The sequence below is a fragment of the Acidovorax sp. GW458-11-26-14-TSB4 genome (assembly GCF_059423865.1).
Genome location: NZ_JBWKYR010000012.1, coordinates 88,710 through 101,710, shown reverse-complemented (window position 1 = coordinate 101,710; position 13,001 = coordinate 88,710). Strand labels below are relative to the sequence as shown.

8 protein-coding genes and 1 pseudogene are annotated in these 13,001 nt (G+C 60.4%); 5 read left to right on the top strand and 4 right to left on the bottom strand.

What is annotated here, in order from left to right; translation table 11 throughout:
- Window positions 1-63: 63 nt before the first annotated feature.
- Both AC07X5_RS22195 and AC07X5_RS22190 read left to right on the top strand, forming a co-directional pair.
- Window positions 64-1,761, top strand: coding sequence for a sensor domain-containing diguanylate cyclase (locus AC07X5_RS22195; RefSeq protein WP_494771858.1), 1,698 nt, complete (start codon window positions 64-66; stop codon window positions 1,759-1,761).
- 58 nt (window positions 1,762-1,819) lie between these two features.
- Window positions 1,820-2,047 carry a hypothetical protein gene (locus AC07X5_RS22190; RefSeq protein WP_494771857.1) on the top strand — a complete coding sequence of 76 codons (228 nt, stop codon included), beginning with the start codon at window positions 1,820-1,822 and terminating at the stop codon, window positions 2,045-2,047.
- 111 nt (window positions 2,048-2,158) lie between these two features.
- Here AC07X5_RS22190 and AC07X5_RS22185 read toward each other — a convergent pair.
- Window positions 2,159-3,903 (bottom strand): annotated as a pseudogene (locus tag AC07X5_RS22185) (methyl-accepting chemotaxis protein).
- Window positions 3,904-4,562: 659 nt separating this feature from the next.
- Here AC07X5_RS22185 and AC07X5_RS22180 point away from each other — a divergent pair.
- On the top strand, window positions 4,563-4,967 hold the full coding sequence (locus AC07X5_RS22180; RefSeq protein WP_494771856.1) for a response regulator: 405 nt from the start codon (window positions 4,563-4,565) through the stop codon (window positions 4,965-4,967).
- Window positions 4,968-5,030: 63 nt separating this feature from the next.
- Here the strand turns inward: AC07X5_RS22180 and AC07X5_RS22175 are convergent, their stop codons facing one another.
- The 3 genes from AC07X5_RS22175 to AC07X5_RS22165 form a co-directional block, all read right to left on the bottom strand.
- On the bottom strand, window positions 5,031-7,199 hold the full coding sequence (locus AC07X5_RS22175) for a hybrid sensor histidine kinase/response regulator family protein (protein ID WP_494771855.1): 2,169 nt from the start codon (window positions 7,197-7,199) through the stop codon (window positions 5,031-5,033).
- Window positions 7,200-7,787: 588 nt separating this feature from the next.
- Entirely contained in the window at window positions 7,788-8,255 is a 468-nt protein-coding gene (locus AC07X5_RS22170; RefSeq protein ID WP_057203496.1) for a MerR family transcriptional regulator, read from the bottom strand.
- 602 nt (window positions 8,256-8,857) lie between these two features.
- A complete protein-coding gene (locus AC07X5_RS22165; protein ID WP_494771854.1) occupies window positions 8,858-10,303 on the bottom strand; it encodes an IS1182 family transposase in 1,446 nt (481 codons plus the stop codon).
- A 393-nt stretch (window positions 10,304-10,696) separates the two neighbouring features.
- Between AC07X5_RS22165 and AC07X5_RS22160 the strand changes: the two genes are divergently transcribed.
- Window positions 10,697-12,163 carry a hybrid sensor histidine kinase/response regulator gene (locus AC07X5_RS22160; protein ID WP_494771853.1) on the top strand — a complete coding sequence of 489 codons (1,467 nt, stop codon included), beginning with the start codon at window positions 10,697-10,699 and terminating at the stop codon, window positions 12,161-12,163.
- Between the two features lie 106 nt (window positions 12,164-12,269).
- The gene (locus AC07X5_RS22155) at window positions 12,270-12,689 is read left to right on the top strand and encodes a response regulator (protein ID WP_494771852.1); all 420 of its coding nucleotides are present in this window, start codon (window positions 12,270-12,272) and stop codon (window positions 12,687-12,689) included.
- The last annotated feature ends 312 nt before the right edge of the window (window positions 12,690-13,001 follow it).

Below are 13,001 nucleotides of genomic sequence, written 5' to 3'. Positions count from 1 at the left end.
CAGAAACAGCCTTGGGAAGGTCCATGTGCCAGAGGATGTTTTGGCCGCTTCAGTGAGGTCAGCATGACAAAACTCGCGCTATTTCGCCAACTAGGCCTGCGGACCCAACTCTCTTTGGTCTTCGCTGCTCTTGTCGTTGTCCTGACATTGGTTCTCTCGGCAGGGTTGGGCGGGATGCTTCGCTCTAGCGTGCAAAAGGACGCGAGCCAGGTGCTCCATACCGTGGCTGAAAACGCAAGTCGACAGCTGTCACAAGGCCTTTTTGAACGTAGTCGCGTGGTACAGGTGCTTTCCAAAGCGAGAGGCATCTGGGAGAAGGGCCTTGACTCGCCAGAGGTACGCGAGCTTCTTGCCCGCAATCAGGCAATTGACCCCTACAGTTTGTGGATCGGAGTCGCTGACGCTGAAGGGCACGTGAAGGCCGCAACCCAGGGTTTGCTGGAAGGCAATAGCGTTCGAGAGCGTCCATGGTTCATCGCTGGCCTTGCTGACCTTCACGTTGGCGACGTGCACCCTGCAAAGCTGTTGGAGAAGCTTTTGCCGCCCAATGCGTCCGGCGAGCCTCATCGCTTCGTCGATTTTGCCGCTCCGATCGAACTGGGCGGCACGACCGTGGGGGTGCTCGGGATGCACGGCAGTTGGGAATGGACGAGAGATGTGTTGGAAAGTCTTGCGCCCACGGTCACCCAAGCTTCGTCGATTGAATTGTTTGTTTTCGACCGCTCAGGTGCGCTGATCTACTCACCTCCGGCGTACAGAAGTGAGCTGGAGCGTGGAAAGCAACGACTGCCTGTACCGCCGTCCTTCACAGATGGATTGAAGAAGCCCGCAGCGGTGTCATCGTGGGTCGATGGAAAGAGTTACCTTACCTCGTCGGTACCTTTGCGGCCGCGAAACCAAGCGAGTGATCTTGGATGGACTATTGTTGCCAGGCAACCTGTGGACATAGCCTTTGCAGATGCCAATAGGGCCGTCAATGCCACGCTTTTTTTCGGCGCGTTCGCGGCGTTGGCTGCAATCGTGGTGGCATGGTTTGCTGCACGACGCCTTAGCGAAGACATCAAAACTCTGTGTGAAGCAGCGAGCGAGGTGGAAGCCGGAAAACTTGGCGCGATGATCCCGCTTGTCGACCGAAATCGCGATGTGAAGCAGCTGTCATTTGCTTTGCGAGGGATGACAGCGCGACTGCTCACGGCCAACACAGAAATGGAAAAGCAGGTCCTCGTTCGGACTGCTGAGCTGGAAGCGGCGAACCGGGCGTTGGACCTCCAGGCGCGTACAGATGCGCTGACAGGCTTGTTGAATAGGCGAGGGTTTACTACACAGATCGAATTTGCAGTGGCCCTGGCGACGCGAAGTGGACGGCCGTTAAGCCTCGTATCGGTGGACGTGGACTATTTCAAAAAAGTGAACGACACGTTTGGTCATGACGCGGGCGACGAAGTGCTGCGACGATTAGCTCAAGTACTCGAGCAGCGCGTAAGGGCCTGCGACATCATTGGCCGGCTAGGCGGTGAGGAATTCGCAGTTATCTTGCCTGACACGGACAGCGTTGGCGCGCAAACTCTCGCCCAGGCGATCGTTGACAGTGTCGCGGCACAAGAAATGCCACTCGTTGGGCGAATAACCGTAAGTGCGGGCGTGGCGAGCTTTCGCGCGCCGCAGGATTCGTCCAGGGCGCTTCTGCGCAGAAGCGACGCCGCGCTCTATGAGGCCAAGGCACAAGGCCGCAATCAGGTGTGCGTGCAGGACGTAGCGTGATTGGCGCATAACTATTCCGGGACGGATAGGGTTGGCGTCGAACATCCATGGAGAGCAAATGCCATTAGATTACCTTCGACAGATCTCGCACGAAGTGTTGCCTTTGACGATCAGCGACCCGCAGGAGATCGATAAGTTGCGTGTGTTGGCTGCTGCGCAGATGATCGAGGTGGACTTACCCGCCGTTGGATCAACGGGAGTGGCCGTAGTGCGCAAAATCACCGGATATGGACGTGCTGCAATCTCGGCGCCAACGCCGCGCATTCAAGGCCTAGCGAAGAAGTAAGCGTCCAGTGAGTGCCGAAGAAACTCGTCGCATAACTGCGCTATCTCGCCAAACACACAGAAATCGACTCTTGCTTCGGCAAAGGCTCCTTGCCACGAACGGTTGTGCGCGCTAAAAGCTTTCCCACTCCTCGTCGCCGCCCTTGCCCGTCGTGCGCGCGCCTGCGGGCGCAGCCAGCCGGCTGGCCACCGGGGCCTTGCCCACCGGCGCCTTCACGGGCGTGCGCGCCGCCATGGCCACCGGCTTGCGCACCGCAGGCGCTGGTGTCGATGCCGGTGCCCGGTAGCTGTTCGCGGCACTGCTGCTGCCGCCCCCGTCGTGCGCCAGCCGGAACACCGCCACCGCGTTGACCAGCTCGCCCGCCTGGCTGTTTAGGCTGCTCGCCGCCGCTGCCATCTCTTCCACCAGCGCCGCGTTCTGCTGCGTGGCCTGGTCCATCTGCGTGACCGCTTCTCCCACCTGGCCCACGCCTGCGCTTTGCTCGCTGCTGGCGGCGCTGATCTCGCCCATGATGTCCGTCACCCGCCGGATGGCCGCCACCACTTCGGTCATGGTGGCACCTGCCTTGTCCACCAGTTGCGTGCCTTGCTCCACCCGCTCCACGCTGGCGGTGATCAGGCTCTTGATTTCCTTGGCCGCTTCGGCGCTGCGCCCGGCCAGGCTGCGCACTTCGCTGGCCACCACGGCAAAGCCCCGGCCTTGCTCTCCGGCGCGGGCGGCTTCCACGGCGGCGTTCAGCGCCAGGATGTTGGTCTGGAAGGCGATGCCGTCGATGACCGAGATGATGTCGGCGATCTTGCTGCTGCTGGCGTTGATGCCTTTCATGGTCTCGACCACTTCGGCCACCACGTCGCCGCCCTGCACGGCCACGGTGGAGGCGTTCAGGGCCAGTTGGTTGGCCTGGCGTGCGTTGTCGGCGTTCTGGCGCACGGTGGAACCCAGTTCTTCCATGGAGGCGGCGGTCTCTTCCAGTGCCGAGGCCTGCTGCTCGGTGCGCGCCGACAGGTCGTTGTTGCCCGAGGCGATCTGCGCGCTCGCCGAGGCCACGCTCTCGGCGTTGCCGCGCACCGTGGTCACGGTGGCCACCAGGCTTTGCTGCATGCGCTGCAGGGCGCTGAGCAGGTGGCCGGTCTCATCGCGGGACTGCACGACGATGTCGCCGCTCAGGTCGCCGGCGGCAACGCGGTCAGCCGCCTGCACGGCCTGGGCCAGAGGGCGGGTGATGGAGCGGATGATGGTGATGGCCAGGAAGATCGCCAGGGCGATGGTCAGGGCGCCGGCGATCAGCACGTCGCGCTGCAGGGCCGCGGCGGCCGCCTCGGCCTCCTTGCCCGCTTCGTCGGTGAGCTGCGCCTGGAATTCCACCTGGTCACGCAGCGCCTTCTGGTAGTCGAGCTGGATGGGGCGCAGCTTTTCTTCAAGCAGTTTGATTGCCTCCTCCTTCTGGCCCTTCTGTACCAAGGACAAAAACTCATCTCCGCGCGCAAAGAATTCGGAACGCGCCTTGAGCATGTTGGCAAGTAGCTCCTTTCCCTTGGGGGAGGAAACCAGTCTGTCCAGCAGCTTGTACTGCTCGGCAGTCGCTGCCCGCGCAGAGGTGATTTGGTCGTACGCTGCCTTACTAGTCGGTTCTGAACTGAAGATGACCAAATTGCGAAATTGAATGGCCTGCGTGTTCACGCTGTTGGCCAGTACGCCCAGTGCCTTGGTGATCGGCACGCGGGTTTCAACAACGTCGACCAGTTTTGACCGTTGGGCGGACGAACGTATAAGGCTGGTCGCCCCCAGCGAGATCAGAAAGGCACCATCGCTGCAAATGCCATCATCAAGCGGGCGGAAATTGACAACTTGTTCATTGTTTCTCCGTTCATGCCGTTCCGCATTTACTTTGACTGAGGAGTGAGCGGATGTCCAGGGTCCAATATCTATTGATCGACATGCGAACACCCGGTTCATGGCCCAGAGCAATGTCGTTCGACGAATGTTGACTGTCTACGCCCAACCCCCAACAAATAGGCAAGTGCTTGTCGTTGGTAGGCATGAGCACACTGGCCTAGGAACTAGCGTCGGTTCGGAGTCACAAACTCAAGTCAAGATTGCAGCCTACACCGCGTGATCACATTGGCATGCCAAAATAAGCGATGCACACTTCCCATGCTCCTCGCAACGGTAGATCTGACGCTTTAGCCAGTTGGGCTTCTGCCCTGGAAGCACAGCATGAAGAGATCCACAGGATATTGCGCGGTAGCGAGCCGGATCCACACCGTGCAGCGCAGCTGCAAATGGCTCTCGAGGTCGCGCGGATTCGCCTCGAAGCGTTCCCCCTGGCGCACTGAATAGTCGACTCTCCGGCGCTGGACTTGGGTGGGATGCAACTTCTGGTTATTGGTGCCACACTCCAAATTCATTTTGCTTCAGGGCCGTTTCTGAGTCGTCGCGCTAGATAAAAAATGTAACCATTTGGCCAGTCCCAAAGCCGCCCCAAGGCGCACAATCTGCCATTTTTGGGGGGGCTGTGAAGGACATTCTCGTGGTTGATAGTTCGAAGGAGTCGCTTGAGCTCATGGTCGAACTGCTGGAACAGTCTGGCTATGGCGTGAGTCAAGCCACGACCGGACGGGCTGCTCTTGATCACATGCTTCAGCGGCTTGCGAATGTCGTATTGATCGACGACGACCTTCCGGATTGCACCGGCGTAGAGTTGTCTCACCGTCTTAAAGCCGCGGCCAAAGCAGCATGGGGTGCCGAATGCATCACGATCGCGATCCGGGGGGACATCGAACGCCGCGAGGTCGCTGACTGGTCAGGGACCGACCACCTTGTGCTCAAACCCCTCAATTTCGATCTTTTCGATGCGCTGATTGCAGACTGTTGTGATGCCAGGTATGTCCCGGTGCCCAACAGGCGCTTACTTCAGTAGCTAACCGCGCATGGAGGACAACCGCTGGCCACCAATCCGCACGCCGTGCGCGGCTTGGTGCGTCTAGGTTGCGGATTTGCCGATGGCGGCATGCAGCATTTGGGGCGTGCAGGGCTTGGGCAGCACATCAAAGCCCAGCTGCGAGATGCGCGCCAGTTGCTCGGCATACCCCGTCATCAGCAGCACCCGCTGCGCAGGCCATTTCTCGCGGATGAGCCTTGCCAGGCCCTCTCCGTTGAGCTCGCCGGGCATCATCACGTCAGTCAGCACCAGGTCGGGCCGCTGGCCCTCCTGCAGCAGGTAGATGGCCTTATCGGCGCGGTCCACGCGGGTAACGGTGCACCCCAGCGACTGCAGCAGGGGGACGAGGGACTCGGCCACCTCGTCGTTGTCCTCCACCACCAGCAGGCGCATGCCGAGGGGCTTGAAAGAGGGATCGACGGCGGGCTCCTGCGTGGATGCCCTGTAGACCGTGCAGGGCAAGTACAAACTGACCTTGGTCCCCTTGCCCACCTCGCTGGCAATTTCCACGTACCCACCTACGCCCTGGCAAAAGCCATACACCTGGCTCAGGCCCAGGCCCGTGCCTTCGCCCACGGGCTTGGTGGTGAAGAAGGGTTCGAACACCTTGTCCAGGTTGTCTTGCGCAATGCCGCTACCGGTGTCGGATACCTCAATGACGACCATCCCGGCTTGAGCACCCTGCGCCCCTTGGGCTTCTTGCGCCGGTTGTGCCCCTGCGGGCCGGGGCCCGGCATTGCGCACCTGGATCGACAGCGTGCCCCCCGAGGGCATCGCGTCGCGCGCGTTGATGCTCAGGTTGAGCAGCGCCAGCTCCAGCTCGCTCATGTCCAGGAACACCGGTGCGGTGGAGGGGTCCACCTGCACTTCCAGGCGCACCCGGCTGCCCAGCACCGGAACGATGAGGTCCTGGATGGCCGGCAGCTTGTGCTGCAGCTGCACGTACTCGGCCACCAGGGGCTGGCGCCGCGAGAAGGCCAGCAGCTGGCGGGTGAGATTGGTCGCCGACTTCACGGCCCGGGCAATGGATTCGATCTGCCGCAGGGCCGACTCCGGTGCCGTGCGCTTGAGCAGGTGCAGGTTGTTGCTTATCACCATCAGCGCGTTGTTGAAGTCGTGCGCCACGCCGCCGGTCAGCCGGCCCAGCGCCTCGAGCTTTTGCGCCTGGCGCAGCGCCTCTTCGGCACGCTGGCGGCTTTCGGTTTCACGCTCCAGGTCCTGCAGCGTGTTGTGCGCAGCGCGGGCGCTTCGCAGCGCCGCCCGCGCCGTGACGACCAGGGCAGCCACCGGCAGCGCCCCCATGGCGAATAACAGCGCGAGCTGCTGAAACAGCTCGCGCAGCGGCACGTTTAGCCGCATCGCCGTGGACACGTATAAGGGGTAGTCACCCACCTTGCGGTAGGCGATGACGCGCTCCTTCTGGTCTATCGGCGAGGAGCCACGCAGGCGCCCTGAGTCCTCGCCAGCGCGCAGCCGCTGCATTACCGGCGCGTCGGGATGCAATTTCACCGGTATGTCGGCGCTGTAGGGCCAGCGGGTGTAGATCTCGCCGTCTCCCCGGAAAAGACTCACCGCCAGGTTGGGCTCGTCTGCCACCAGATCCCCATAGAAATCGTAAAAGTACGACGTGAGTAAGGCCACGTTGATGACCCCGCCAAATTTGCCGACGTCGTCCTCGAAGGGGATACTGACATTTAGCACCCGCTCGTTGGACGTGCGGGTCACGAGCGGCCTGGAAAGATGGGGCCCCGTGCGGCCCCGCAGATGCTGCTGAAAATACTCACCATCGGACAGATCGACCCGCGGGAACGGGAACATGCGGCTGCTGGCAATCGGCCGGCCCTGGGCATCAAGCACCAGGATGGACTGGATTTGGGGCTGGTCCATGCTGCGCCTGCGCAACTCTTCGTGCAGGAAGGCCTCGATGCTGTGCAACGCCTGCGGATTCTTGCCATTGACCAGGGAGAAGGCCTTTTCGGCGACCGCCTCGGACGTGGCCATCACCTTGGAGGCATGCTCATGCGCAACGCGAAGGGACCGAGACACCCGTGCATCGGTCTCGTCGGTGGCACGCAGGAACCCCACCACCCCGAAAATGGCGTAGATCACCAGGGGCACTGCCACGCTCAGAAACGCCATCCGGCGCAGCCAGCGCACCGACTCTGCTGCCTCGTTGGAGCCCTTGTCGCTGGCTCTTTTTATTGTCCACATAGGTTGTTCCTGGCGAGCGGGGTCAATGAAACCGGGATGGACGGATCGGTTCTGCGCCGCGACGTTGAAATACGGCGCACAGGACCTCGCCCCAGCGAGAAATGCCGAGTACCACTCACGAGGGGGGCCGTACAGACCACCCCGGTTCGGCCGCCTAGCGCCTGCTGCACGGTCGTGACTGGTAGTCTGGGTGTACAGACATTCCACAGGAGGAGGCTGTAAGCGCGTCATGCGCGCTCGCAATTTCCCGTACGCTGCCTCGTACGAATACCAATCGGTATGAATGGTAACTGCAAAGTCACCCACGCGCTTATGGGCTGCTTCCCAGGCAGTCGCGGGGTCTGTCCCGGTGCCCTGCTTGTTGGTCCAGGCCGAAGTGACTCACTAACCCCCAGTGCTGTATCGCCTACCTGAGGCATGTCGTCGGTGCCTGACCGTTTTGCAAATTGCTGTATGACGTTCAGGGCGCTGACACCGCACCTGAAGAGGCTGATCGATCGGGACACGCCCCACCCGGCCAACAGCGGGCGTTCAAGCTGCTTGTCTATCCACTGGCATGGGGTCTGCTCGCGTTAAGGCACGGGCAGCCTAAGAGCCGCAGCATCCTTTGGGCTTTGCTGGACCGGTAACACCCAGGCTCAGGTCCGTCAAGATGGTGCATTTGGGGGCGGGCCCACCGATGCAATCGTCAGAACAAGCCTGCACGAACTTGACCAAGCTGCGCTCCAGGTTTCTCAGCTCCTCCAACTTCGCTTGCACCGCGCTCAGATGCCGTTGAGCAATGTCTCGCGCTTCCACGCAATCGCGTTCATCGCTGGTGGAGAGCGACACAAGGGCACGGGTTTCCTCTATCGAGAACCCGAAGTCCCGGCAGTGCCGTATGAGCGTCAGCACCTCCTGGACTTTCTCGTCATACGCACGGTGGCCACTCGGCCGCCGTGTGGCGGGAGGTATCAACCCGATTTCCTCGTAGTACCTCAGCGCAGACACATTGAACCCCGTGCGCTGGGCCAGCACACCAATGCTCAATTGCCCATCGCTCGACAGGGTATTCATTCGATTCTCCTTGCATCTCAAGTTGCTTGAGGTTCTAGAGTCAGTGTACGGGAATGTCCCCGGTAAGCTTTGAGAGAAATACCATGAAAAAACCCATTTTGGCCGCGCTCGGATTGGCAGGCGCATGCGTTGCGTGCTGCTCCATCCCCATCGCCGTTACGCTGCTCAGCGGGCTGTCCGCCGCTGGATTGGCGGGGCGGCTGCTGGGCGAATGGACTGGACCTATTACCGCTACGGTGTTGGCCGCGTTGATTGTTGGCGGTGCATGGGCTTGGAAGGTTCGACGCACAAATGCTGGTTGCGCGACCAATAGCGCCCCAGCGTGCTCCATCGACCAAGCCGGATGCGGATGCGGGTCTAAATCGCGCCGGTTTTGAAGTATGTTCGCTCTTGGATGATTAAAGGCAGCTTTGGGCAAGGGGCGAACGGCTGCTTTGGGCCGAGGCTGTGTGGAAACGCTCAACGAGTATGCGAGCCGGCCCCATCCTGCAGCACTGAGCCGCATTTTCCATCAGTGCTGTTGCAGAATCGCTTTTGGCGCACCGGGGCCTTTTGACGCCTTCCCGAAGCCTCTATCGGCCTGTAAAAAGCCAACAAAGGCCTCACGCCTTCGCCATCCGCATCGCCTGCATCATCTGCGCGATACCCATCACGCCCATCACCCGCTTGAGGTTGTAGGCCAGCACATGCAGGCTCATCTCGGTGCCCACGTGCTTGAGGGTCTTCATCAGGAAGTGCGTCGAGCCCATCCAGTGCTTGAGCGTGCCGAAGACATGCTCCACGGTGGATCTGCGCAATGCCATCGCCTCGGGGTTGCTGTCCAGCCGTTGCTGAACGCGCTCCAGCACTTCTTCGTGTTCCCATCGCCGGACACGTCGGTATTTGCTGGTGGTGCATTGCTCGCGCAGCGGGCAGTGCGGACAGGCACTGGACCAATAGATGCTCAGGCTCAGGCCTTTCTCGACCGTTATGAACCGATGGATCGCACGCTCGCCTGCAGGGCACTGGTACTCGTCATCCTTGGCGATGTAGATGAAGTCGCCTTTGTCGAAGCGCCCCTCGGCTTTCGCGTTGGATGTCATCGGCTTGGGCACGAAGGTCGTGATGCCAGCGTCTTCGCAGGCCTTGAGCTGTGGGCCACTGAAGTAGCCCCGGTCGGCGAAGGCCTGCAGGTTCTCGCTTCCCATGGCCTGCTCGGCGGCACAGGCCATGTTGTGCAGCTGTGCCCGGTCATTGCCAACGTTCGTGACCTCGTGCGCCACGATCAGGTGGTGCCTGGCATCGACAGCGGTCTGCACGTTGTAGCCCACCAGGCCCGATCCCTTGGCCTGGGTGGCCATCGAACGTGCATCAGGGTCGGTGAGGGAGACCTGGCCGTCGGGAAGGCTCTTCAATTGCTCTTTGATGCCATCGAGTTGCCGCATCTGTTCGCGCAGCTTTTTTAGCTTCTCCTGCAGTCGTTCTGTCTTGGCTTCGACCTCAGCGGGCTGTGTGCGGTCTGCGGTCTCCAGCGCGTCCAGGTAACGCTGGATGCTCTGCTCAATCTGCTGCTGACGGGCCTCGATCTTGCCGGTCGTGAAGTTGCGGTCACGGCTGTTGACGGCCTTGAATTTGCTGCCATCGATGGCCACGATGGCCTGTGAGAAGAGGTTCAACTGCCGGCACATGGCGATGAAGCGCTTGCAGACGTTGCGGATGCCAGCGCCGTTGCTTCGACGGAAGTCCGCAATGGTCTTGAAGTCTGGCGCAAGGCGCCCCGTCAGCCACATCAGCTCGACATTGCGCTGGGCTTCACGCTCCAGCCGGCGGCTGGACTGGATGCGGTTCAAGTACCCGTAGATGTAGAGCTTGAGCAGTACGGCCGGGTGGTACGCAGGCCGGCCAGTGACCGCCGGATTGATCCCATCGAAACCCAGTGCCCGAAGATTGAGCTCTTCGACAAAGACATCGACAACGCGCACCGGGTTGTCCTCTGCGATGTAGTCGCCCAGGCACTCCGGTAGCATGGTGACCTGTTGCCGGTCTTCGCCTTCGATGAATCGCTTCATGGGGCACCTCGCTTGAATCGGGTGCCGTTATTTTAGTTTTGGGCAGCAGTTTAGGGTTGGGTTTTCACACAGCCTCGGCCGATAGCGGAATTCAGTTTGGTCGCGCAAGTGCTCTGCATCACCCGATACGGCGACTCGGCAAAGCTAAACAAAAGCTCATGTCAGCAATCTGGAGATGACCACGAGAGCCGAATTGTGTGTCCAGCTCCCGCCGTTCCAGCTGTCCAACTCACTTCGTCCCCACCGTCCAGTAGCGACCGAAATACGCAACTGCGGACCGTCATCGACGAAAGCAACTTTTGATCAAAAACTAGCTTAGGAAGTGACTTCGTCGTTGACATGGTCACGAGGTGTGGTGAGGTGAGCCAGCGTGAATTGGTTTAGTGATAGATCATGTCCGGTGTATGCAAGCTTGCCAATGCGCTGTACAAAGCCATGGTCGGGCGTGCCGACCTGGAGGGAAAGACTTACCTGGAGGCATTTTCTGAGCTCAATGGCAGTGAAGCGTTGAAGGCCCTGGACCATGCGTTTTCAACCGGCGAGGCTTATGCGGCGCAAGAGCATCGCGTGCTGCTTGATCGCACGGGCAGCGGTCACTTGGAAGAATGTTTTTTCCGATTCAACCTTCAACATGTCACCCGCGGAACCGGCAGGGTTCAAGGCCTGATGGCCGTTGCTGTGGACGTGACAGACCTGGTGGTTGCGAAACGACAAGCAGAGTCGTCCAAGCTTGAGCGACAGGTCTTACTCGCAGAGCTTGAAATCGCGGCCAGCGCGAAGGACGAGTTTCTCGCCATGCTTGGCCATGAACTTCGCAATCCGCTCGCTCCAATTCTGACAGCGTTGGAATTGATGAAGCGTCGTGGCGACCTAACAACCTCCAAAGAGCAAGGCATCATTCATCGCCAAGTGCGCCACCTGATCCGCCTCGTAGATGACCTGATGGACGTGTCGCGGATCACACGCGGAACGGTGAGCTTGCGCGAAGAGACCGTTGAGTTGGGCACCGTTCTGAGCAAGGCTGTTGAGATGGTCGGCCTGTTGATGGAGCAGTGTGGGCACACCCTTGAAACACACATACCAGCCTCTGAAATGCGCTGGCGCGGTGACCCGGTGCGGCTGGCGCAAGTGGTGAGCCATCTGCTCACCATTGCGGCCCGTTATACCCCTGCTGGAGGCCGCGTCAGCCTTTCGGCGCATTCCGATGGGAACACGGCCGTTATCACCGTAACCGACAACGGCCAACGCATCGCTGAGGACGTGCTTCCTCGCGTCTTCGACCTGCTTTTTCAGGGCACTCGTAACGTACATCGTGCAGAGGGCGGTCTCGGAGTCGGTTTGGCGCTGGTCAAGAGCTTGGTGGCCGCCCATGGGGGAACAGTACATGCGCACAGTGATGGCCCCGGCTTGGGGAGCACCTTCACCGTGCGGGTGCACTTGGCATCGCCAGCACAAGAGCAGACGGAACCCGCTGCGCAACCTGCAAACAACCATGGCCCCTCACGAAAGATCCTGATCGTTGATGACAACGAAGACGCGGCAAACCTTCTTGCTGATCTGATGCGCAGAAGTGGGGATGATGTCCGCGTGGCCTACGAATCAGCAACGGCGCTCGCCTTGGTAAACACATTCAGACCAGAGGTGGCCTTGCTGGACGTGGGTCTGCCAGTGATGGACGGTTATGAATTGGCAGCGCAAATCCGCCAAGAATTGGGGCCGGCATCGCCAAAGATCTACTCGCTTACCGGCTTTGGCCAACCCGTTGATCGCGAGCGAAGTGTAGCTGAGGGCCTTGAAGGCCACTTCGTCAAGCCTGTTGAGGTCAGCCGGGTTCTCTCAGCAATTGCCAACTTGTCTTGATCCATCAAGCAACCTCATTGCGAATGCGTGCCAGCGCGGATACATGAGCGTGCCACCGGCGTTACGTCTTACAAAGGTCCGCCTATATCTGGCGCAACCTTATTCCATGCAGCATACCTTGCTGCGCATTGGAGACAAGATGCCTACCCGGCACGCCTACTTGATCGAAGACAGCCCGACTATCCGCAACAACCTTATTCCCACGCTGGCCGAAATTGCGGACGTGGAAGTCATTGGTACCGCCGAGGGCGAAGGCGAGGCTGTGGAGTGGCTGAACCGTTTTGCCAGTCAGGCAGACTTCGTCATTTTGGACCTGTTTCTTGCTGAAGGCTCGGGCTTGGGCGTCCTACGCGAAATGGTCGCACAAGGCATCATCGTTCCGGTCATCGTGTTGACGAACTATGCCACGCAAGACGTCCGCGAGCGTTGCATGACGCCCGGGGCCGTTGCACTTTTCGACAAATCGCGCGAGCTGGATGGGTTTTTTGCCTACTGCAATCAGCCAAAGGCGGGGCGACTTAACTGATCATAGATTACACGCCAGCCGGCAGCGGACAATGCGCAGGTTGTGGGCCAGGTGGTTACAGCGATCAAGCAGATGGACTAGGCCACGCAGCAAAATACTCCGCTTGTGGAGAGATCGCGGCAACGACCAGATCGCAGGGGTGGACAGGGCGGCTGGGGCGACCTGTTTACGCGGGCAGCCGTGACTGCGTAATTGCATCCGCAAAAGCCAGTGGCAGCATCGGCCCCCGCGACGCCCGCGGAGCCGAAGGCTGGGGGCGCCTTTCCATCGCTAACCTGCGCAGAGGCATTCAAGTTCGGTGCCCTGGCGATG